This is a genomic window from Planctomycetia bacterium (genome assembly GCA_015200345.1).
Taxonomy (GTDB): Bacteria; Planctomycetota; Phycisphaerae; order UBA1845; family UTPLA1; genus PLA3.
Window position 1 is genome coordinate 839,674 of record CP054187.1, and the last position, 23,486, is coordinate 863,159.

Annotated in this window: 19 protein-coding genes; 3 read left to right on the top strand and 16 right to left on the bottom strand. The window is 63.4% G+C overall.

The genetic code is table 11. The annotated features are described in order from the left end of the window. Positions 1 to 6 precede the first annotated feature (6 nt). A complete protein-coding gene (locus HRU71_03655; GenBank protein QOJ02636.1) occupies positions 7 to 1,308 on the top strand; it encodes an alkaline phosphatase family protein in 1,302 nt (433 codons plus the stop codon). Here the strand turns inward: HRU71_03655 and HRU71_03660 are convergent. Then, positions 1,305 to 2,105, bottom strand: a complete 801-nt coding sequence (locus HRU71_03660) for a TatD family hydrolase (GenBank protein ID QOJ02637.1) — start codon at positions 2,103 to 2,105, stop codon at positions 1,305 to 1,307. The genes HRU71_03655 and HRU71_03660 overlap by 4 nt on opposite strands. Positions 2,106 to 2,108: 3 nt before the next feature. Continuing rightward, positions 2,109 to 2,363, bottom strand: coding sequence for a hypothetical protein (locus HRU71_03665; GenBank protein QOJ02638.1), 255 nt, complete (start codon positions 2,361 to 2,363; stop codon positions 2,109 to 2,111). 102 nt (positions 2,364 to 2,465) lie between these two features. Between HRU71_03665 and HRU71_03670 the strand changes: the two genes are divergently transcribed. Then, positions 2,466 to 3,851, top strand: a complete 1,386-nt coding sequence (locus HRU71_03670; protein QOJ02639.1) for a cystathionine beta-synthase — start codon at positions 2,466 to 2,468, stop codon at positions 3,849 to 3,851. 105 nt (positions 3,852 to 3,956) lie between these two features. Next, positions 3,957 to 5,129, top strand: a complete 1,173-nt coding sequence (locus HRU71_03675) for a cystathionine gamma-synthase (protein ID QOJ02640.1) — start codon at positions 3,957 to 3,959, stop codon at positions 5,127 to 5,129. 141 nt (positions 5,130 to 5,270) lie between these two features. Here HRU71_03675 and HRU71_03680 read toward each other — a convergent pair whose 3' ends face one another. The 14 genes from HRU71_03680 to HRU71_03745 all read right to left on the bottom strand — a co-directional run bounded on the left by HRU71_03680 (position 5,271) and on the right by HRU71_03745 (position 22,905). Further along, complete coding sequence (locus HRU71_03680) at positions 5,271 to 6,611, bottom strand: hypothetical protein (GenBank protein ID QOJ02641.1); 1,341 nt, start codon at positions 6,609 to 6,611, stop codon at positions 5,271 to 5,273. Between the two features lie 9 nt (positions 6,612 to 6,620). After that, positions 6,621 to 7,472, bottom strand: a complete 852-nt coding sequence (locus HRU71_03685; protein QOJ04909.1) for an ATP-binding cassette domain-containing protein — start codon at positions 7,470 to 7,472, stop codon at positions 6,621 to 6,623. 148 nt (positions 7,473 to 7,620) lie between these two features. Next, entirely contained in the window at positions 7,621 to 9,252 is a 1,632-nt protein-coding gene (locus tag HRU71_03690; GenBank protein QOJ02642.1) for a hypothetical protein, read from the bottom strand. A 125-nt stretch (positions 9,253 to 9,377) separates the two neighbouring features. Next, the gene (locus tag HRU71_03695) at positions 9,378 to 10,328 is read right to left on the bottom strand and encodes a type II secretion system F family protein (protein ID QOJ02643.1); all 951 of its coding nucleotides are present in this window, start codon (positions 10,326 to 10,328) and stop codon (positions 9,378 to 9,380) included. A gap of 18 nt (positions 10,329 to 10,346) precedes the next feature. Next, positions 10,347 to 11,360 (bottom strand): type II secretion system F family protein, encoded by a 1,014-nt coding sequence (locus HRU71_03700; protein QOJ02644.1) that lies wholly within the window; start codon positions 11,358 to 11,360, stop codon positions 10,347 to 10,349. 14 nt (positions 11,361 to 11,374) lie between these two features. Continuing rightward, positions 11,375 to 12,886 carry a CpaF family protein gene (locus HRU71_03705; protein ID QOJ02645.1) on the bottom strand — a complete coding sequence of 504 codons (1,512 nt, stop codon included), beginning with the start codon at positions 12,884 to 12,886 and terminating at the stop codon, positions 11,375 to 11,377. A 224-nt stretch (positions 12,887 to 13,110) separates the two neighbouring features. Then, positions 13,111 to 14,376 (bottom strand): response regulator, encoded by a 1,266-nt coding sequence (locus HRU71_03710; GenBank protein QOJ02646.1) that lies wholly within the window; start codon positions 14,374 to 14,376, stop codon positions 13,111 to 13,113. A 270-nt stretch (positions 14,377 to 14,646) separates the two neighbouring features. Next, on the bottom strand, positions 14,647 to 16,659 hold the full coding sequence (locus HRU71_03715) for a VWA domain-containing protein (protein ID QOJ02647.1): 2,013 nt from the start codon (positions 16,657 to 16,659) through the stop codon (positions 14,647 to 14,649). Between the two features lie 246 nt (positions 16,660 to 16,905). Next, positions 16,906 to 18,684 carry a type II and III secretion system protein family protein gene (locus HRU71_03720; protein ID QOJ02648.1) on the bottom strand — a complete coding sequence of 593 codons (1,779 nt, stop codon included), beginning with the start codon at positions 18,682 to 18,684 and terminating at the stop codon, positions 16,906 to 16,908. Next, the gene (cpaB, locus tag HRU71_03725) at positions 18,681 to 19,538 is read right to left on the bottom strand and encodes a Flp pilus assembly protein CpaB (GenBank protein ID QOJ02649.1); all 858 of its coding nucleotides are present in this window, start codon (positions 19,536 to 19,538) and stop codon (positions 18,681 to 18,683) included. The genes HRU71_03720 and cpaB overlap by 4 nt, the downstream gene beginning before the upstream one ends. A gap of 226 nt (positions 19,539 to 19,764) precedes the next feature. Beyond that, the gene (locus tag HRU71_03730; protein QOJ02650.1) at positions 19,765 to 20,256 is read right to left on the bottom strand and encodes a pilus assembly protein; all 492 of its coding nucleotides are present in this window, start codon (positions 20,254 to 20,256) and stop codon (positions 19,765 to 19,767) included. Then, entirely contained in the window at positions 20,253 to 20,807 is a 555-nt protein-coding gene (locus tag HRU71_03735; GenBank protein ID QOJ02651.1) for a prepilin peptidase, read from the bottom strand. Before HRU71_03735 ends, HRU71_03730 begins: the two co-directional genes overlap by 4 nt. 207 nt (positions 20,808 to 21,014) lie before the next feature. Continuing rightward, positions 21,015 to 21,188, bottom strand: coding sequence for a Flp family type IVb pilin (locus HRU71_03740; protein QOJ02652.1), 174 nt, complete (start codon positions 21,186 to 21,188; stop codon positions 21,015 to 21,017). Positions 21,189 to 21,879: 691 nt separating this feature from the next. Then, complete coding sequence (locus HRU71_03745) at positions 21,880 to 22,905, bottom strand: hypothetical protein (protein QOJ02653.1); 1,026 nt, start codon at positions 22,903 to 22,905, stop codon at positions 21,880 to 21,882. Between the last annotated feature and the right edge of the window lie 581 nt (positions 22,906 to 23,486).

The window sequence follows — 23,486 nt, forward strand, 5'->3', positions numbered from 1 at the left end:
CCTGCCATGCCTGAACAGACGGTAATCTTTGTGTCGATGCCCGGCCTGCGCCGCCGCGATCTGCAACACATGCCGCGGTTGAGCGCGATCGCGGGCGCCGTCGCCGATCTTGTGCCGACTTTCCCCTGCGTCACCTCACCCGTGCAGGCCAACATGCTCACCGGCCGAACGCCGCAAGAGCACGGCATCATCGGCAACGGCTTCTACCATCGCGACCGGCGGACCGTCGAACTATGGGTCGGCCGCAATGGATTCATCGAGGGACCGCAGCTCTGGGAAAGGCTCACCGCCGCGGGCGTCTCCAGTGCCGCATGGATGACGCAGAACATCAAGGACGCCGCCGCCGACTACATCGTCACCCCCGAGCCGATCCACCACCCCGACGGCCGAATGGATCTCTGGTGTTATTCCAAGCCTGACGGGCTGTATCAACGATTGTTCAATGACCTCGGCCATTTCCCGTTGATGAACTACTGGGGGCCGATGGCGAACATCAAATCGACCGAGTGGATCGTGAACGCGACCTTGTGGCTCATTCAACGCGAGCGGCCACAGTTCAATTCGATCTACGTTCCGCATCTGGACTACGCCGCGCAGAAATTCGGGCCGAACAGCTCGCAGGCGATCGCCGCCTGTGCCGAAGCCGACGGACAACTGGGGCGATTGTTTGACGGTCTGGCGGCCATCGGCGCAGCGGACCCGACGATCCTCGTGGCCGGCGAGTATGCGCTCACCGACGTGTCGCGCGTGATCTACCCGAATCGCGTGCTGCGCGACGCGGGCTTCGCGCGGATCGACGAGCGCGACGGCGCGGAACATCTCAACGTCGCCGAGAGCGTGGCCTTCGCCGTGGTCGATCATCAGTTCGCCCACCTTTACGTCGGCAAGCCGGAGGAGATCGACGCCGTTGCGGGATTGTTCGAGGGCATTGACGGCATCGCGAACGTGCTGATCGGTCGCGAGCGCGCCGCGTTTCACGTCGATCACCCTCGCAGCGGCGAGATCGTGTTGATCTGCGAGCCGGATACGTGGCTTGCGTATTACTGGTGGCACGATGATGCAAAGGCCCCGCCCTTCGCGCGGACGGTCGACATCCATGCCAAGCCGGGCTACGACCCCGTCGAGCTGTTCTTCGACCCGGCGACGAAGTCGATCCCGCTCGATGCCTCGCTGGTCAAAGGCTCGCACGGCGCGCCGGCCACGCGCCCGGACCAATTCGCGGCCATCATTTCCAATCGCCCGCTGCCTTCGACGAGCGAGACGATCCGCGATGTCGATGTGTGCCAACACCTCGAATCGATCGTCTAATCTGCGAACCGCCGGCACTGACGGAAAAATGCCAGCGGGTTATCATAGACAATCTTAGATATGTCCGCCGTGCCCCAGCCCCGCTGGCGCAGCTCCTGGATGAACCGCGGCACAGCCATCGGCTCGCTCGGGCCCCAGTCTCCGGCGGAATTCACCATCAGCCGCTCGCATCCGTACACTTCAATCATGTCCGCGGCGCGCGCGGGGGTGCACTTGGTCACCGGGTACAGCGTCATCCCCGCCCAGCAGCCGGCTTCCAGCGCATGGCGAATCGTGTGCTCCTCGACGTGATCAATGCACACGCGCTCGGGGCGAATCCGCGAATCGCCGCGGATCATGTCGAGAATCATCCGCGTGCCCTGATACTTGTCCTCCAGGTGCGGCGTGTGCACCAGCACCAGCTCATCATGCCGAGCCGCCAGGTCGAGCTGTTCGAGGAAGATTCGACACTCATTCGGCGTGTTCCTGTTCAGCCCGATTTCACCAATCCCCAGAACGCCCGGCCGATCCAGAAACGCGGGAATCTGCGCGATCACCTCGCGCGACAGCGTGACGTTCTCCGCTTCTTTCGCATTCATGCACAGCCAGCAGAAATGACGGATTCCATACTGCGCCGCCCGCTTCGGCTCCACCTCCGTCAGATGTCGAAAATAATCATGAAACGCCGCCGCGCTGCCGCGATCATACCCCGCCCAGAACGCCGGTTCGCTCACCGCCACGCAACCCGCCTGCGCCAGCCGCTCGTAATCGTCCGTCACGCGCGAGATCATGTGAATGTGTGGATCGATGTATTGCATCACCTAGCCCTGCACCTGCCACCCGGCCTCATACGGCCGCGAGAAGATCATCTGAACGCGCTCCGCGCGATCCGACCCATCGACCAGCAGTGCGGCGATCGCCTCGCGCGTTTTGACCAGCCGCGGATCCTTCCACACGCCTGCCGCGCCCTCACCACGCTCGATGCGATCCAGAATCGCCGCCAAATCCAGCAGCCGGCTTCGCGCCTCGTTGAAATGCCGCGTCAGCACCGCTTCGGCCGAACGATTCGCCGACATGTCTGCCTCCATCGATTTGATTCGCCTGCCATGATCCACCCTGTATAATCGAACCCGTTGTTTCTGGTTGCGTTACTCGTTTGCGCCCCTGGGAGGCCCCTCGTGCAGATTCTCAACTCCGTTCTCGAATGCGTCGGCCACACACCCATGGTGCGCCTGCGACGCGTCACCGCAGGCATCAAGTGTACCATCGCCGCGAAAGTCGAGTACTTCAACCCCGGCGGGTCCGTGAAGGATCGCCCCGCCCTGCTCATGCTCGAAGAAGCCGAGAAGGCCGGCAAGCTCAAGCCCGGCGGCACCATCATCGAACCAACCAGCGGCAACACCGGCGCGGCGCTGGCGATGGCCGCCGCCATCAAGGGGTATCGCTGCATCCTCGTCATGCCCGACAAGATGGCCCCGGAAAAGTTCGCCCTGCTGCGCGCCTACGGCGCCGAGACCGTCACCGTCCCGACCGTCGGCGCGAACAGCCCCGAGAGCTACTACAACGTCGCCAATCGCCTCACGCAGGAGATCCCCGGCGCGTTTCAGCCCAACCAGTTCGAGAACCCCAACAATCCCCAGGCTCATTACAACACCACCGGACCGGAAATCTGGGAGCAGACCGACGGCAAGATCGACTACTTCGTCGCCGGCGTCGGCACCGGCGGAACCATCTCCGGCACGGCGCGCTACCTCAAGGAAAAGAAGCCTTCGATCAAGATCATCGGCGCCGACCCGGAAGGCTCGATTTATACTCAAGGAAACATGCCAAAGGGCTACCTCGTCGAAGGCATCGGCGAGGATTTCGTCCCCAACACCGTCAACCTCAAGCTCGTCGATCAGGTCATCGCCGTCAGCGACAAAGACTCCTTCACCATGGCCCGCCGACTGGCCCGCGAGGAGGGTCTGCTCGTCGGCGGATCGTGCGGAACGGCCGTCTGCGCCGCGCTGAAGGTCGCCGCCGATCTCCCGGCCGACAAGCTTGTCGTCGTGCTGCTGCCCGACTCCGGCCGCGGCTATTTGAGCAAGATCTACAACGACGAATGGATGCAGAGCAAGGGATTCATCCCCCTGCCCGGCCACGGAATGACCGTCGGCGACGTGCTGGCATCCAAGGGTGACATCCCACCGCTTATCACCGTCAATCGAAAAGACCCGGTCGCCAAGGCCGTCGAGTTGATGCGCAAAAACGGCATCTCGCAGTTGCCGGTCGTCGGAGACGATGGTGACGTACTCGGTTCGATTCAGGAGATCACGCCCCTGCAACTGGTCTTCGATCACATCAACATCGCGACGAAGGCCGTCGGCGAAGTCATGGGCTCGGCCTTCCCCAAACTGGAGAAGAACGTCGAGATCGAAAAGGGCATCAAGGCGCTTTCGCTCGGCGCGTCGGCCATCATTGTCACCGACGATCACAAGCCGCTGGGCCTGCTGACCAAGACCGATTTCATCACGTACCTTTCCGGCGGACCGGAAGGCGTCGAAGCGGTCAAGGCAGCGAAATAGACTCGGGCCCGAGACGAGCTCCCGGGCGACGATCGAGGAACTGCCGGCTTTTTCACCGAAGCCCTGCCCGCTACAATCAGCCGGTCAACGCACGAAAGGACACCCATGAACTTCGCCACGCGCGCCATTCACGTCGGTCAGGAAGCCGAACCCGTCACCGGGGCCACCATCGTGCCCATCTTTCAGACTTCCACCTACACCCAGGACGGCATCGGCAAACACAAGGGTTACGAATACGCCCGCACCGGCAACCCGACGCGCACCGCACTCGAGTCCTGCCTTGCCTCCCTGGAAAACGCCAGGCACGGCCTCTGCTTCGCTTCCGGTCTCGCCGCCACCAACACCGTGATGAATCTCCTTTCGGCCGGCGATCACGTCATCTGCGCCGACGATGTCTATGGCGGAACGTATCGCCTGTTCGAACTCGTGTGGAAGCGCTACGGGCTCACGTTCTCCTGGGTCGACATGACCAATCCGGACAACGTCGCCAAGGCCGTGAAGCCCAACACGAAGATGATCTGGATGGAGACGCCGACCAACCCATTATTGAATATTGTCGATATTTCGGCGGTGGCCAAGATCGGCAAGCAGCACAAGCTCATCACCGTCGTGGACAACACCTTCGCCAGTCCGTATCTGCAACAACCGCTGGACATGGGGGCCGACGTGGTGGTTCACAGCACGACGAAGTACCTCGGCGGGCATTCCGACGTGGTCGGCGGCGCGACGCTGACGAGCAACGACGACCTCTACACACGTCTCAAATACCATCAGAACGCCGTCGGGGCCGTTCCGGGACCGCACGATTGCTGGCTCGTGCTGCGCGGCATCAAGACGCTGGCCGTGCGCATGGAGGCACATTGCGCCAACGCCGCGAAGATCGCCGCGTGGCTGGCGGCCAATCCCGCCGTCTCGCGAGTCATCTACCCCGGCCTGACGAATCACAAGCAGCACGCCCTGGCCAAGCGCCAGATGCGGGCCTTCGGCGGCATGGTCTCGTTCGAGCTAAAGGGCGGCGAGGCGGCCGCGCGGGCCGTCGCGGGCAAGACCAAGCTCTTCTCGCTGGCCGAGTCCCTCGGCGGCGTCGAGAGCCTCATCGGCCACCCGGCAACAATGACCCACGCCAGCATGCCCGTCGCCGAACGCGAAGCCCGCGGCCTGACCGGCGGATTGCTGCGGCTGTCGGTGGGAATTGAGGATGCGGATGATTTGATCGAGGATCTCAATCAAGCGTTCGCGGCCATTCGCGGCGCGTCGCCCGTGGCAGTCCACGCGTGATCTGCATCCGCGCGGCGGCTGCTCGTTCAGCGCGCGGAGGGTCCGCCGCAACGCAAGTCGCGGCCGGATCGGTCTTCGCCCGTTCGGCTGCTTCGAGCGGCGACGGCATCCCCTTTGCGTTGTTCCTCATTTTGCCATTTTTCAATTCGCGACGACGCCGAGTTGCTTCCACAGCTCATCTTCCGCCTTGCGGTAGCGCTGCTGCGTCTGCCGGAGATCGGCCTGGATGCGCAGCAATTCGGGATGATCCGACGGGATGTTGCCGTTGTTTAATTCCGCCAGCGCCTTGAGCTGCGCCGTCGCGTCGTCGACGCGCGTGGCCGCCTCGGCGAAGCTTCGGGCAGCGTCAAAGATCGCCTGCTGGCGAATTTCTGACTCTTTGGGCGCGTTGAAGATCCGCCACGGATGGCGCAGGACGTACTTGAACCCGCTCTTGAGGTGGTCCGAGGCTTCCTTGAGATTGATCAACATGCGGCTCAAATTGTCGCGATTGAGCACCACGACCTGACGCGTCGCGCCGGTCACTGCGTTGATGTCCTCCAGCGACGTATTCAGGCTCGTTCCGGCTTTCTTGAATTGCGCCATCAGCCCGTCGAGGTTCGCAGGGTCCATCTCGTCGGCGATATTCGCCGCCGTGCGCTCGACGTTCTTCATTGTATTGTTGATCGGTCCTTCATTGGTCTTGAGCACGCGGGCCATCGTGTCAAGGCCGTCGTTGATCGCGCCGATGGCAAGGTGAATCTTGCCCAGCAGCACGTCGGGCTTCTGCGACGCAAACTCGTTGCGCAGCGAACCCGTCGTGTCGTTGATGTTGTCCGCCACGCTGTGCAGCTTCGCCAGCAGCGTCGCCTTCTGTTCCGGTGTCAGCTCGCGCGCCAGCGACGCCGTCATGGCATTGACGTCACCCATCGATTTGAGCAGCTTGCCCATCAGCGTCGCCTCGTCCTCGCCGTTGAGCTGCGCCTTGACCAGGCCCAGCAGGCCCGACGGGTTCGACCCGTCGAACTCGCTCTGCAACCCCGAGAGAATCGCCGCGAACCCGCCCGGATCGGCCCCGCGGATCACTTCATTTTCCGGCAACGGATCAGACGCCTTGCCGAGGTCAATCTTGATGATTCCATCGCCCCCCAGCGGCGGACCCTCGGCGAAGACTTTGCAATCCTTGCGCGGCTCGATGAACGCGAGGATGTCCGCCTCCACCACCACGTCAAATGTCTTACGCGACGTGCTTCCCTCCACCACGACCGGCCCCGGCCCCTCGGCCAGCTTCGCGCTGCGCACCTTGCCCACGCGCTGCCCGCCGATGAACACGTCCGAACCGGGTACAAGCGTCGGCATCGCCGGAGACGACTCAAACCGCACCGTGATCCGCCGCATGTCGCCCGAGACCCCCTTGCTGATCCACAGGAGAATCGCAAACGCGGCAATCGCGACGGCGATCGTCACGATTCCAACTTTGTATGCGTTACGCTGTGCAGGCATGGTGGCGGTTTACTCCTCGTTTGCGACCAGCAGCTTCTCGTACTCCGTCATCCCGTCAGCGTCAGTCAGCGGGCCTTCGGTGTGACCGTTCAGGAACTGGCAAATCAAGCGATCGTCGGATGTCTTGAGGTCCGCAGGCGGGGTCTGGCGAAGCCGGTCAAACTCCTCCCTCGTCCCGATCCGCAGGACGCGGCCCTTGTCAAGCATGACCATGCGATCGGCGATGCGAAAGGCCGAGTCCATCTCGTGCGTGACGACGACGCTGGTGACTTGCAGCTTGCCCGACAGGTCCATGATCAACTCGTCTATCGCCGCGCTGGTGACCGGGTCCAATCCCGCTGACGGCTCGTCGTAAAAGAGAATCTCGGGGTCGAGCACGGTCGCCCGCGCTAGGCCCGCTCGTTTCTTCTGACCGCCCGATAGCATCGACGGCATCTTATCGCGGTGCGGCAGCATGTGAACCTGTTGCAGCTTGAGGGTCACGACGATGTCGATGACCGACTCCTCCACGTCGCTGTGCTCGCGCAGGGGCAGGGCGACGTTTTCCGCCAGGGTCATCGAATTGAAGAGCGCCCCGCTCTGAAACAGAATGCCGAACTTGCGGCGAATCCGGTTCAGCTCCCGCTCACCCATGCCGACAATATCCACCGGCTGCGGCATGTCCTTGGTCTTGTACGTGACGCTGCCTGCGTCGATGGGATACTCGCCAATGAGGCAGTTCAGCAGCGTGCTCTTCCCGCAGCCGCTGCCGCCCATGATGATGATCGTCTCGCCGCGATAGACGTCGAACGACACGTCGTCCAGAACGACCTGCCGACGGCCATTATTGTCAAACCACTTCCGCAGATTGCGGATGGAGATGACGACGTCCTGGTCAGCAGGCACGAATCTGCGATCCTCCGCCGGTGTTCGAGCGAGCAATCCCGCGCGATCATTCTAACTTGATCTATCATGGCCGCAAAAGGCCGTAGCCTTGCCACCCGGAACGACGCGAATCTGCAATCATCGCCTATCGAATCGGGGCGAATTGTCGGATCAGCAGTTCGGCCGTGGCGATGCCGTCCGCGGCGGCCGACATGATGCCGCCGGCGTAGCCCGCGCCCTCGCCGATGGGATACAGGCCGGGCACGGTCACGCTTTGGCGCGTCGCCTCGTCGCGAAGCACACGGAATGGCGCGCTGGCCCGCGATTCCGGTCCGGTGACCAATGCCTCCGGCCCCGCGAACCCCGGCATACGCCGATCAAGATCAGCCAGCGCTCGCGCGATCGCCGGAGCCGCGAAATCCGGCAACACGCGCCGCACGTCGCACCACCGCCCGCCCAGCGGATAGCTTGTCTCCAGCGCACCGTTCGACGCCCGCTCCGCGAGGTAGTCCGCCGCGCGCTGCGCCGGCACTTCGTAACTTCCGCCGGTCAACTCAAACGCCGTTGCCTCGTAGCGATGGACAAACTCGATTCCCAACAGCGGATCATTCCCAAACGCTTCGACCGGCACCGTCAGCACCAGCCCGCTGTTGGCGAAGCGCCCCGCTCGCGACGCGTTCGACGCGCCGTTCGTCGCGATGATTCCGGCGGTCTCATTCGTCGGAAGGATCGTCCCGCCCGGACACATGCAGAAGCTGTACACGTCGCCGGCTGCGTGCGACGTCCCCGCCGCGTTGCCCGCGCCCTTCGCCACGACGTGGTATTCCGCCGGCGGCAAGCGACGATGCCCGCATGCCGCACCGTACTGCCAGCGATCCACCAGCGCCTGCGGGTGCTCCACGCGCACGCCAAACTGAAACGGTTTGGCAATCACTTTCACCCCGCGCCGCACCAGCATCCGCAGCGTGTCGTGCGCCGAGTGGCCCACGCCCAGCAGCACCGCCGAGGCGGGAAGCGTCTGCCCGTTGACGATCACACCGATCGCGCCGCAGTCATCGATCACGAGATCATCAATCCGGCTGCCGAAGCGAATCTCGCCGCCGAGCGCCTCGATGGTGCGACGAATCCGCCAGCAAATCGTGGGTATCCAGTCGCTGCCCAGGTGCGGTCGCGCGTCGACCAGGATGTCTCGTTTTCCGCCGTGCTGCACGAACACGTCGAGAATCTCGCGCATGCGCGGGTCATTCACGCGCGTGTAGAGCTTGCCGTCGCTGTAGGCACCCGCGCCACCCTCGCCGTAGAGCAAGTTACTCTCCGGATCAAAGTCACGCTGCTTGTAAAACCGCACCATGATGTCGCGGTGCCGCGTGCGGACGGGCTGGCCGCGCTCCAGCACGATCGGCCGCAATCCAAACTTCGCCAGCCATAAAGCCGCGAACATGCCGGCCGGTCCGAACCCGACGACAACCGGCCGCTCGCGCATGAACGCACTACCATTGCGCAGCTCGGCGCGCAGCGGCGGACGCAGCTCGATGACATCCGCCCGGTGCAAGCCGCGCAGCACGCGCTTCTCTTCGCGCGGTCCGCCGGCCAGTGTTATTTCAACGTTGTAAACAAAGGACAGCCGAGTCTTCTCGCGCGCGTCGATCGCGCGGCGAACAATGGTGTAGTGCTTGATCGAGTCCGGCTTGATACGCAGCCGCCGGGCCGCCCGTTCGCGCAAGGCGTCGTCCGGCTCATCGAGCAACAGCGTCAGGTTGCGCACCAGCAGCGGCATGCGCGCGATTGTAGGCGATGAACGGCGCGGCGTCGTTGCGCAAACCGTGCCGATCGTGCATGCAATCGAATGGCAGCCGGAACCGCCGCGAGCGCGCGCTGCATCCGCTGCGTCCGGTACGCAACCTACTTCTTCAGCGCGCCGCTCTGGAAGGTGTGCATGATGTGGATCGCCGCCGGACCGGCCAGCACGACGAAAATCGCCGGAAAAATGAACAAAATCAGCGGAATGAGCAGCTTCACCGCCGTCTTCTGGGCGCGCTCTTCGGCCTTCTGGCGACGCTTGGTGCGAAGACTCTCGGCCTGATTGCGCAAAGCCTGGGCGATGCTCGTGCCGAGTTTTTCGGCCTGGGTGATCACCGCGACGAGCGCCCGCATCTCCTGCACGCCCGTGCGCTCGGCCATGCGCTGCAAGGCTTCACTGCGCGAGGTGCCCATTTGCGTCTCGATGGTGGCGATCTGCAATTCCTCCGCCAGCGCGCCATGAACGTGCTTCATTTCATCGCTGACGCGAAGCAGCGCCGCGTCGAGGCCAAGACCCGATTCTACCGCGACCACCATCAGGTCCAGGGAGTCCGGCATGCCGTTGCGAATCGCCTCGCCCCGCTTCTTGATCGCGTTGACGAGCCACAGGTTCGGCCCCATGAAGCCCAGCCCCAGTCCGAACACTCCGTAGTAGATCACCTGCGGCGACTCGGTCCCCAAGGCCGACGCGTACAAGAACGCCACCAGGCCCAGCGCACCGCCGACCAGTATTTTGCTCGCGAGGAACATCGTCACGACCGATTCGCGGCGGTAGCCCGCGTTGGCCAGTCTCGCCCGAAGGGTCGATTGCTCCTCCTCCGACTTCGGCATCATCGGGCGCGACAGAATCGGCGCCGCCATTTCCAGCATGCTCTTGTTGCCGGCGTTCTTGCGAGCGCGCTCTTTCGCGGTCGCGGCGTCATCTTCCCCCGTCAGGCCCATCGCACGCCGGCGCACCGACTCGGCCCGCTCCCCGCGACTGGGCAGCAGCGAGTAAATCACCAGCCCGATGGCCACCGCGACCAGAATGCCCAGCATCACCAGTTCCGACACGCAACCATCCTCCAACCGCTAAACCTTGATATTGACGATCTTCTGAATCAACGCCAGGCCCAGCACCTGGCTCACCCCCGCGCCGATCAGCATGTACTGACCCACTTCGTCGTCCAGCATGATCTGCGCGTAATCCGGGTTGATCACCAGCTCCAGCAGGAACACAAACACCGGCAGCGCCAGCAGCACGTAGCCCGACAAGCGCCCTTCAGCCGTCAGCGCCTTCACCGAGCCGAACAGCTTGATCCGGTCGCGGATGACGCTGCTGATGTTATCCAGCACCTCGGCGAGATCGCCGCCCGTCTGCCGCTGAATGAGTACGGCCGTCACGAAGAAGCGCACATCCATCAGCCCGACGCGGCGGGCCATGTCGCGCAAGGCGTCCTCGATCTTGATGCCGAGGTTCTGTTCGTGAAAGACGCGGGCGAATTCCGTGCCCACCGGATCGGGCAACTGCTGGCTGACCACCAGAATCGAGTTGGCCAGCGAGTGCCCCGCGCGCAGCGCCTGGCTCATCAGCTCAAATACGTCCGGCAACTGGTGCATGAACTTGTTCATCCGCATCTTGCGCAATATGAAAATCACCAGCAGCGGCAGCAGCAACAATCCCCCCGCCACCGAAAGCGCCACCCACTGCGCGGCCTCAAGGAAGTAGCAGCAGATATACCCCACGGATCCGAGACCCAGCAGGTTGACCATCACGGTCGTCGCCGGCCACGCGATGTTGGCCTGGTCCAGCCATTGCTGAAGCCGCGGAATGAAGGCCAATCCGGCGATGAACTGTCCAAACGGTGACTGCGCCTGGTGCATCCGGCGCATGATCGATTCCTTCGCCGCCACTTCATTTGCGGAATCGCCGAAGCCGCCCTCTTTCAACCGCTCCGCGACTTTCTTGACTTCCTTCTTGCGCAGATCGGCGACGAGATTGAAAATCGCGTAGGCCAGAAACGTGCAGCCGATCGGCGGCAGCGCGTACAGCACCACCTTGTCCATGATCGACGACGTATCAACAAATGCAATCAGCTGCGACACGCTTCAAACCTCTCTCACGTAGCATGCGGATCGGTGCTTAACACGCGCCGCTCGAAAATCGACGAATCCAGCTCCGCGCCGGAGTACTTGAGCCGATCCAGAAAACTCGGTCGCAACCCCGTCGCGATGAATCGCCCGTATGCCTTCCCCGATGCGTCGATGCCCAGCTGCTCGAACTTGAAAATCTCCTGCATCGTGACGGCGTCGCCTTCCATGCCCTGCACTTCGGCGATGGACATGATCTTGCGCGGCCCGCCGGTCAGACGCGCCGCGTTGATGACCAGATGCACGGCCGACGCGAACTGCTGGCGTATCGCTTTCACCGGCAGGTCAAAACCGGCCATCATGACCATCGTCTCCACGCGCTGAACGGCGTCGCGCACGCTGTTGGCGTGAATCGTCGTCATCGAGCCGTCGTGGCCGGTGTTCATGGCCTGAAGCATGTCCAGCGTTTCCGGCCCGCGGCATTCGCCGACCACGACGCGATCGGGCCGCATACGCAGCGCATTGATCAGCAAGTCACGAATCGCAATGCGTCCCTTGCCTTCGATGTTCGCGGGGCGCGACTCCAGACGCACGACGTGCGGCTGGCGCAGGCGCAGCTCGGCCGCGTCCTCGATGGTCACGATGCGGTCGGTTTCGGGAATGAACGACGACAGATTGTTGAGCAGCGTCGTCTTACCCGAGCCGGTGCCGCCGGCTACGATGATGTTCATGTGGGCGATGACGCAGGCGCGGAGGAAGTCCACCATTTCCTTCGTCACCGAGTTGAACTTCACGTAGTCATCCCACGTGATCGGATCGGCGCCGAATCGGCGAATCGACATGGACGGTCCGTCAATCGCGAGCGGCGGGATGACGGCGTTCACGCGCGAGCCGTCCTTCAACCGCGCATCCACCATCGGCGAAACTTCATCGCAGCGACGACCGACCGATGACACGATCTTGTCAATCACGTGCATCAGGTGCGCGTTGTCGCGAAACGTGATGTTCGTCAGTTGCAGGCGGCCCTTGCGCTCGATGTACACCTGCTTCGGACCGTTGATGAGGATATCGCTGACGTGTGGGTCCTTCAGGATCGTCTCGAGGGGCCCCAGCCCGAATGTCTCATCGAGGATTTCACCGACCAGCCGCTGCCGCTCGTTGAAGTTGAGCAGGGCGTCTTCCTGCTGGCACAGATCGGCTATGACCTGCTTGACTTCCTCGCGCACGTCCTCACCGGTGCGCTTCGACAACGCCGCGAGATCGAGTGTGTCCACCAGCTTCTTGTGGACCCGGGTCTTAATCTCGGCGAACTCGTCGGTTCGATCGCGCTCTTTCGGCTTGTTCGCCAGCGTCGAAATCGGCGCGGGGGCGGACGGTCGAAGCGCGGGGGCGGACGGTGACGCAGGCGCCGCAGCGCTGCTCGGAGCGGCCGATTCCGCCGGCGCGGTGGACGGCGGCGCGCTCGGAGCTGCCTGCGCGGACTTGTCCGTCTCCGGCTGCTTCGGGACTTTCAGAACGGGTATCTTGGCGCGTCCGAACATGCTTCCCCCGGTTCGACGACGAGACGATCAACTTTGATTCGCGCGGCGCTCCCCGCCCGCGCTAATCATCGCTTCTTTCTTCGGCTCGATTAAAAGGTACATTGCGTTCGATGGATGGGCCGGCGCAGGGTTCGCCGGTTTTCGGGCTTTGCTCACATCGATCCGTGTTCGCGCATTCTGGGACGAAGTGAAGAGGCGACGGCAGGCCGGCGTCGAGCCAGTGGTCAGGTCGCGGGAACGGCTGCGACGCCGGTGGGTGGCTTGGCGTCGCCCGTTGAGTTCACTGTGGAGGATCCGCCCGACCGCGCCTTGCTAAGCAGCTTGCCGAGGAAACCGCCGTTGGACTTGTTCGATTCGAGCGCGTCGGGGCAATGAATCTTCATGGCCAGCGCGCGAAGATCCTGCCGCACGCGGCTGCGATCCGAATCCTTCAGGATCGGCTGCCCCAGGTTGATCGCCGAGCTGACCGTCTTCCATTCGTCTACGATCGTCGAAAAGAACTTACGTCCGAGCGTCTGTTCCACCTGCGCCACGTCCAGGTGCGCGGAGTCCCGGCCAAGTCGATTGCAAATGAATTGGAGCCGGTCGGTATTGAACCCCTGGCTGGCCAGTTCCTGAATCATGCGATCGCTGTTGCGAACGCTCGTGACGAGGAGCTGAAGAATCAGCAGATTGAAATCCGCGGAATCGAGGACGGTCCGGCCGCCGGGATCATGCCTCGTGGGTCCATCGACGACCACGTACGCGCACAATTCCTGAAGACTGCTTAGAACGTTTGCGCAATGAGCGGCCGTGATGATTTCGGCATGAGCAAACGTATGCGGTCGCTGGAGCACGAGGACACCCGACTCGTGTTTGATCAGCGCTTTCATCACCATTTCCGGGTCGAGTTGCTCCGGCGTGGAGCAGAGATCGGCCACGGTGTATTGCCCGTGTAGGTCCAGGAGCGTCGCGCAGTGGCCGAATCGAAAATCCAGGTCCACCAGCGCGACCTTCTGCGTTGATCCGACCAGTTGCGCCAGCTCCACGGCCAGGTTGACGGCCACCGTGGTGCAGCCCACGCCGCCGGAACTTCCCATGATGCTGATGAGCTTGCCCGGCTGGCGGGTCTTGGGCTGGTTGACGACGATGCGCCCGACGGCCTCTCGAAATTCGTCGAGATTCAGCGGCTTGAGAAGGTATTCCTTGATGCCGGCGCGCATCGCACGGAGGACCACCGCCCCGTCGGACTGCGCGCTTAACGCAAAAACGGGAATCTCCAGATTGCATTCGCGAAGCTGCCGCACGCACTCCAGCACGAGCGCCGGCTGCGGGTCGAGATCGACGATCACCAAGTCGGCCGGAAACTGCGCCAGCGCGTGAGGCAACAGGCTCACCTCGTCGAGGTCCGCGACGATGCGAATCTCGGGCAGGGACGTGACGAGCCGGCGCAGCTCCGGCGCCTCGGCTTCGTTGGTTGTATACAAAATGACGCGTACGTTGTTCGCCATGGTCCCCATCGCGCCCACAGCGGTAAGTCGGGCCGTCCTTTCCCCCGCTGAAGCGATACCTTCTCTGCGAATCGCCCTGTCCTTATCGGCCGGTCGAAAGGACCAATTGAACTCCAGTGGCCTCGGCCCGCCGAGCTTTTGTGCGGCCCCATAAAGCGACGCGCCCGCCGGGTTGCGACGGGCGCGTCCGTGATACGTCCCAGTATGCTCGCGGCCCTCGTCGTTGTGACCGGTACGATCAGACGGGTCACCCTCGACGAGGACTCCGCGTCACTGAATTAAGCGGACCGGCCGCTTGCCGCCGAGTGTTTCGAAAATCTGCCGCAACTGGGCGACGTACACCGGTTGGTTGTTGTTCGCCGGATCGGGCGTCGAATCGGCGAAGAAGTAGTGATCCGGCGTGCTGGCCAAGTCGCTGCACAGATCGGAGTCGACGTCGCCGCCGACGCCCACGACGTACACCGTCATGCCCGCCGCCTTGGCCGCGTTGGCGCGGTCATAGCACCAACTGATCGCCGACGGCGCGTTGTTGCCGACGCTGTTGCCGGCGCTGTCAACGTTTGGCTTGCCGTCGGTCATCAGCACAATGACCTTTGCGGCGCTGGCACGTGCCCGCTCGCTGCTCAACTCCGCGATGCCCAGTTGCAGCCCCGCGCCGATGTTGGTGATCGACGTGAAATGCCCGGCCTGCATGCCGTTCAGATTGTTGGGAATCTGCTGAAGGACTTCGGCGAGCGTCTGCCCGGCCGATGGCGATTGCAGATCAACACGATGGTAGCCGTATTGTGCGAACGTCTCGAGCGACATGCGATCATCCGTATCCAGGTCCACGACCGTGTCCACCAGCGCTTGCACGGCGCCCTTCACGGAGTAGAGCGGCTCCTCCGGCGCGGAGGCCAGCTCCGGGCATTTCGAGTTGTTCGCCTGCTTCTCCAGTAGATAGTTTACAAAAGTCTTGATGCCATACCGGTAACGAAAGTTCGGATCGGTGTCCCGCATCTCCGACGAGTTGGTCATGTAATCCACGTACGCGTCCCAGCTTCCGCCGGCAAACGGGTACGAAACAACATGCGTCAGCTCGTTGTTGTCCACCTTGTTGTCCCCGTTGCCGGGACCGCCGTTGTACTTGCCGCCGGACTTCTTGCTCCTCCAGCCCGCCAGACCGAGCAGCACCTTGACCCGATTTCGGTAATACTGTGTCGTACCATCAAAGCTGCCGGAAAGCAGCGCCGAGCGCTCGTTCGCGCTGTACCCCGATTCGGTGATGTTCGCGATCACGTCCGCATCGGTGCACGTGGCGCTCCGAGGTATGTAATACAAACCCGGATCATCGACAGGCGTATAACTTCCCAGCGCGATGGCGTTTCCAAAGCCCGTCATCCATCCCCAGCGCGGGCCGCCGCATCCACCATTGGGCCCTGTGGGACTCGCCCCAGGACTGGGGTTGCCTCCCTGACTGTTCGGCGAACCAGGGCCGGTACCGGGCTGGTCGTTCACGTTTCCTGGATTGCCCGGCGGCTGCGGGTCGATGCCATTGCCGACACCGTTGTTGCCCTTTTCGCACGGCAACGACATCCACACCTGTTCAAGATTAATCTGAACGCCCGGCCGCGTACCGCTGCTCTCCGAGGCGAACTCCTTATAGTGCCGCAGTTCGCTGTCATCGTTCATCGATCCGGACAGGTCGATCACCACCGCGATATCACGCGGCACCACCATGGCCACGGCCGTCGCGCTCAAGTCGGCGCCCTCGACACCCAATGCCTGCCCGAACAGCATCGACACCGGACCATCGGCGACGCTCGCATCACGCCGAAGCGTGACCGAAACGGCATCGTAGGGCGTCTGGTTCGGATGGAACTCGTACCGGCCATTGTTCAACGTCGCCCGGCCGAACACGACATCCGATTCGACCAGGTCCGCACCCTGATGGGTGATCTGATTCAGCCCCGCGATGCGCGCCGCCTCGACCACCGCCTCCGTCGTCGCGTTTGGCGTACCAAGCTGCGACGCCGCCGCCAGCGCCGCCGCGTCCGCCGCGTTGCGAAGTTCCTGCTTGGCCGAGAACATCAGACCGGTATCGACGGCCAGCGCCGCCACGCCCAATCCGACGACTCCTCCGAAGAAGACGCCCGGCGTGATGACGCTGCCACGCCGCAGCTTTCGATTCCGTCGCTTCGCATTCAGGAACATGATCTCACCCTCCTGTTGACTGCTCCACACACCGCTGCCACCGACGCGCGGATCGGGCGCCCTGGTTTCGACGACCGATCTGTTTGGCATTTTCACCGCAGCCTCGATAAGCGGCCGGCGGCTGTATCAGGCATTCCACTGGATCTCGCGGAATGCCGCGTCTGGCGTGTCGTGCCGGGCGGCGCGAAAGGAATCGCCCTTCGCGCCGCGCGGCTTCGGTCGGTTGTGTCGATCTCGTTTTCGGACGGGCCGATCGCGCTTCGACTGCGGCGATCCACCCTGAAGACTACCATACGCGCACGCCCGAGGCGAAAAGATTTTTTCCCCGACGGGCCGTTACTCGTCCCCTTCCGACAGCCCCCACGGACCGACCAGCGCCAATTGCGAACTGGGCCAACCCGCGGATGCCTGCGGTCGCGATTTCACGTCAAAGTGCTCGCGCGGCACACCGTCCGGCTCCGGCCGCTCACGCGGAGTCCCTTCAAGCTGCTGCAACACGAACAATTCGAAATCGTTCGGATGCGTCATCAACTGGCCCGGCACGGGCGGAACCTGTTGCGGGTCCATCGGCTCGACCAGTTGCGGTGTCACAAGAATGACCAGCTCCGTGTTCGCGCGCTGATACTCGGTCGAACTGAACAGCGTGCCCAGCACCGGGATATCGCCCAGGCCGGGGATCTTCGACGCCAGCGCCTGCACGCGCTCGCTTAGCAATCCGCCCACTGCGAACGTCTGCCCGTTTCCACATTCGACCGTGCTCTCCACGCGCCGCGTCGTGAACGTGAACACCGGCAGACCGCCGACGACGCTCGCCCCCGGAATCGCGTCGCTGAACTCGGTCATCACGTGAATGCGCACCAACTGCCCTTCCATCACCGTGGGATTGAAGGCGAGCCGAACGCCGAACTCCTTGTATTCAATGGTCACCGCGCCCGCGACGGCGCCGCCCTGGGTCACGGGGATCGGCACTTCCCCCCCCGCCAGAAACGTCGCCGTCTGGCCGCTGATCGCCACGAGATTCGGCTCCGCCAGGACGCGCGAGAGGTTGTTCTCGCGCAGCGCGTTCAGGAAGAATTGCAGCTCCGCGCGGGGGAATCCAAACGTGATGTTCGTGTTTGGTCCGGTCTGCACCGGGTTGTACGCGTAGGTCAACTGGCCGCCCAGCGAATTCTTCACGACCATGTTGGTCACGCCGTTGTTGCTGATGTTCGTCGGATTGAGCTGACCCAGGTTGTTCGCGAGGAAGAAATCCCGCGTCCAGTCCGAGCCGCCGATCGCCCAGTTGATCCCGAGCTGGCGCATCGCCTCCTTGTTCACCTCGGCCACGACGACCCGCAGCATGACCTGCTGATTCCCCACGACGTTGAGATGATTCTGCACGGCCGACCCCTGCACCATCGTCGCCATTTCGCCGATGCGCTCGGCCGTCTCGGAATCGGGCACGTTGCCGGTCAGCACGATGTTGCCGTTGATGCTGCGCGGCGTGACTTCCGACTGCGGACTGATGTTCTTGATCATGCCCTCCAGCGGGAGCAGATCCAATTCGCAGGTAACGTGGAACGTTCGTTCTTCCGCCCCGGCACGCAACACGAGCTGCGTCGTACCGAACGATTTGCCCGCCACCACGATCTGCCGCGGAGACGTCAGCACGACGTCCGCCACCGTCGGATCGGCAATCTGAACGCTGTCCACGTTGACTTTCGTATTAATCAGCAGCGACGCATTCTTGCCGACCGTCAAATGCTCCACCTGCCGGCGCGATACGTTGATGGACTCGATCAGCGCATCACCCGACGACTCGGCGCCGCCGGACTGACCCGCCGCCGGCCGACGCGACGCATCCTGCACCGTTCGCACCGGTCCGGCCTGCGCCAGCACCACACGCTCGCGCGCGGCAGGCGCAACCGAAGACGATTCATCAACGGGCAACGAGAGCGGCCGGTTCGTAACGACCTGGCGCGAACCGCTTGGCGGCTCCTCACCGCGAACAAATGGGCCGGTCGCAAGGGCAATCAGCCCAATGGCCGCCAACTGCGTCGTCAATTGCTTCAGGGGCGACACCTTCCGTGGTGCATCAGGCCGGACCTGGTTCATTCCATCCGTGGATCGGTTCATTCGCGTTTCTCCGCGTAAGGCGCGCCGCCGGCACACGGGCCGCGGAGCGCGCCGCTTGCATCAAACTCATACCGCTGCACTTCCTGACCGCGAACCACGTCCACGACGTGATTCCGCGCCACCGCCACCTTGGCGGTCTCCGCCGGCGGCTGCTCGCGCGGCCCCGCGGACTTCTGGAACAACTTGGCCCAGAACGACTCGCTCGCTTCCTTTGCATCACCGCGCATCGCCAGCCGGATTCGCCCGCCGCTCGCCGTGTAGGCGTGCAGCACGCCAACCTGATCGGGCCGCACAAACAGCGTCACGCTCTTGGCCACCCGCACGGTCTTGCCATCCGTCCCGACTTCGCTCATCGACTGCCCCACCGCGCCGACCTCGATATCGGTCAGGATGATCTTGCTCACGCCGTCGCGCCCCATCGCTGACACGTCGACCCGCGACCCCGGCATGATGAAGCCCGACACCGCCGAGTCCTCGGTCACGCTCACGCTGACCGCGCGAAACCCCGGCGGAATAATCGCCCGCAGACCCGGCTCGGCGCCTGGCGGCGCCAGCATCGACGCCGTGATCGGCACGCCCGGTGCAACCGTCATCGCGGTCACGCGACCCACCAGCGCCTTGCGGTCCTTGTCCGTGAACGCGCCGCGCGGAACCAGTTTCGGCGACACCCGTACCGTCGACAGCATCCCCTCCGTAATGCGCGTCGCCACTTCGATCGGCTTGGCGCTCACGATCACCGCCGCTTCATCGCCGCCGGCGCCCTGCGCGCGCTGCACAAGGTCCACGCCCATCTTGATGGCGAAGAACCCAACGCCCAGCCCCAGCACCAACGGAATGATCGTTCGCGGTTTCATTGATCACATTCCTGCCGCCGCGCGAAACAACCGCCTCGCGCGCGTCCGGCCGCCGCGCCCGCCGCGGACATCCGTCCCCGGTGACGCAGCCTGGTTTGCTTGATTCGTTCCCTCTCAACTGACTTCGATCGGCTTCCGAATGAGCCGACCGGTTCGTGACGCACACGTCACCGGGTTTTCGTTCCCAATCGGCGCGCCCCGGTTGGGCACGCCGCCGTCAAGGAGATTACGGCCCGATGCCGCTGGCGCCGGCCTGATCGACCTCTTGCAGACCTTCGCGCCGCATCGTTGTTGACGACGATATCTGAAACGATCCGCCGCCCAGCAGGCTGCCAGTGAAGGATGCCCGCGAGAACGGAATCGACACGGTCACAGTCAGATCGGTGTCCGACGCACCAAGATCATCGATGTTTGAGGTGGTTGTGTAACCGCTCAAGTTGGCCGCCCCCATCGCCTCGTCCACCGCGTTTTGAACGTCCGACATCGTGCCGCCGGGAATCACCCCGGCCCGCGCGCCCTCGCGCGCCGCAAGCGTCACGGTCTGTTTGACCATGAAGGCGTAGCCGGCCTCCATCATGCCGAACATCGCCGTGATCATCAGCGGCGCGACGACCGCCGCCTCGACCACCGCGCTACCGCGACGCGCGAAACGCCGACCGCTTCGACCGGTTCGAGTACGCAGCTTCGGATTTTGCTTCTTCGGGTTTTGCTGCTTCATGGCACCCACCATCCCATCTGTTGAAACCAACACACACAAAAGGTCCCCACCGAGAGCGGAATCGCATACGGCATCACGCCGTTCACACCGCCCAGGCTCGCCACCGATCCGAAGTCACTCAACGCGCGACGCGCCGAGGTCAGCTTCCACATCACCGTTCCGACGTTCGCCGCCGTCGCCGACCACTGTCGTCGCATGACAATCGTCGCCAGTGCCATCAGGCCGCCCAGCAGGCCACCCGCCACCACGGCCCGCAGCGTCATCGCCGGACCCAGCCACGCCCCCAGCGCCGCCATGTACTTCACGTCACCTGCGCCCATCGCCCGGATCAACCACGGACCCAACAGCAACACCAGGCCCGTCGCCAAGCCCAGCATCGCCTGCGACAGCCCGTTCCAACCGCCGCTCATCATGCCGGCGGCCAGGCCGCCCATCGCCAGCGAACCCGTCAACCAGTTCGGAACGCGACGACGCCGGTAATCGCTCCAGCTGGCCAGGCACATGGCCGGAGCCAGTACCGCCATCGTCCACATCCCGTCGGAGAAACCCATTCAACGTGCTCCCACATCGCTCCGTCATCGTCCTGTCGGCGCTCGCCCCACCCGGTAAGCGTGTCAGGAATCTGTCATGCTTCGGGTCCGACACGCGCCGGGCGGATGGAGGATCCGACCCCCACCCGCCCGCGCAGCCTGTCGAACGATTCGCCCGTTCGGCCCGCGGCCTGCCCAGGCACCCGCCGCGAGCCGCGCCGCGATGCCTTACGGCATGGCGGCTTCGATGTCGGCGAACGTGCTGGACACCTTCGTGCCCAGCGCGCTGATCGCGCCCAGCGCGATCACGATGATCAACGCGAGCATGACCGCGTATTCCGTCGCGGTGGCGCCTTCCTCATCCCGAATGAAGGCCTTCAGACCGTTCAAAAACTTATTCATCTGACTGCTCCTTTCCTGTGGGGAACGGACGCTGTTCCCGTTTCTGGTCGCCCGGTCAGGCATCCTGCCCGACCGTGACCACTCCGAGGCTGCTCACACGAGTTTGCCTCGATCCTCGACAGCGTCCGTTGCCGTCGACTCCGGTATCGCAATCGTCGTGACGGCGCACACCCTGCGGCGTGATTCGCCTCGACGATGGCCGCTGTTGGAAGTGGGAGTCGCACCGCGGAGTAGAAACCCTCCGCGATGTTCAATGCCCCTGACCTCCCACCTCGGCGGCAGGAGGCCCTCGTTCGGCATGTCCGAGCAGGCTTTGCGCCATGCCTCGGTCTGCCTGCGTCTCGCGGATCAGCCGCGACGACCAAAGCAGAATCGGCCTCCGCCTGATTGCCAGCACTGACATCGGCGAACGGCAATTTCAAAATAAGAAACGGCCGCCCGCTAGGCAAATCCCCCGGCGAGAAAATCTGCAATTGGCGATAATAACTTCGTCCCATGGCATCCATGCCCGCCGCCTGTACTGATAAATACATATCGGTCGCCTCGCGGCGACGGACGCAGACTGTTATCCCGAACACGCACACGCGGTTCGATTGGCCGGGTTGCGAGTCAATTCCCAGGGGGATGCGGATTTCGCGCGTTGACGACGTGACAAAGCGGAAATCCACCGAAACGGAGGTTCAAGCGTGATCTAATCCGAGAGGCTGGAACCACTCATTCGCCAGCGCTGGTCGCCGTCGGCGCGCTCACTGAAACGGCCCTTCGGGTCGAAGGTTGCCCCCCACCATGCTTCGAAGCCTTCCAGCGCCGCGGCGGCGGACGCGCCGTCCAGATTCCGACTCCGCGCCAACCAATCGTTCAGGTACGATGGCCAGCGGCCCAGCCGAACGGTCTTGGTGTGCCAAGTCCCCCCGCGCAATATTTGCGCGGACGCGCGCGACTTCTTTCGTACGCCGATTCCCGGCGGCAAGGGATTCGGCTCCATCATTTGCGTGGGCGACGCGGGCGGTCGCTTCTTCGCCCAATTGCCAATGCCCCCGTCTTCCGCATCGGCGTCAAGCAATTCATCATCCAGCGCGAGAATCAGATCGCCACGAACCAATGGCGATTTCGGATTCAGACCGGATGGATCAATCAACCGCAGCGCCGTCGTGCCGGGCAGCACGCGCGGATCATCCTCCGTCCTCACTTTCTCATACTTGCACGCCGCCAGTTCGGCAGGATCAAACCCCGGCGAATTCCCTTCCCGCAGATAAAGGCCCTCCCCATCCCGAAGCAACCCCACGGTGCAGGGGGCGCCCGGCCTTCGACGGCCGATCTGTTCCGTGAAATTGGTGGCCTCGTACTCGCCAATCGAGGGCTTGCCGTCGAGCATGAGTATGATGTCGCCGCGACGAATGTCGCCAACGTCTGCCGCCGACCCTGTAAATACATCTGTAATCAGCAGACCCGTCCCCCAGACCGGAATTCGGGCGTCGTCGCTCGTGCGACCGGCGCGCCCCAGATGCGAGATTCCCAGGAACGCGCGGGGGGGCGCGACGTGGGTCGTGAGGTAGATTTCCAGCGCGATTTGTTTGATGCGGCGGCGCGTATCAAACCCCGCGGGAGATTCGAATAGCTGCTTGAGCGCGGGCAATGCCTGTTCGCCGGCATCCATCAATTGGGCCGCCGCCCGCTCACGTGTCCGATAGACGGGGCTGGACAGGTCGCGGATCAATCCACCAAGCTCGGCATCGGAAAGGGCTGGCTGGGGCGTCGAAGCGATCGGCGCTCGATCTGCCCTCTTACCAACGTCCGTCGATTGCGCTGCAACCATCCCAAAAGTGAACAGTATCGCGTTGCAGCAGGCCGCACCGATCACGCAGGCTCTCCGGACGTCCCCTGTGATGGAAGGCATGCAGCGCACCCCGTTCGGCTGGAATTATGGGAGGATTCTAGCCGAATGCTGACCGGGTCCAAGTAACGGACTATCTTCGGCCTCGGCAACGCCGAAACACCCCGGAAAGAAAGCCAAATTGGAGTCCCCGGTAAAAGCGACCGATGCAGGCGGAAGACCGCCCGCCGCGGCGGGTCCCGTGCTTTCCGGAGGGGAAACACGCCTGGCCGCAGAAGCCGCCATGATCGAGGTGCTTCCATGCGTATCGCATTCTGGCTTACATGCCTGACCTGTTTCTGCATCCTGCTGGCGGGCCATTGAGTCCGCGCTCCGCAGAATGCCTTGAATCGTCAAACCGCTGGTGCGATGACCTCGGCGGCCCCCTTTCCGCTATTGGTATTGCCCTTTCCTGATCGAAGTTG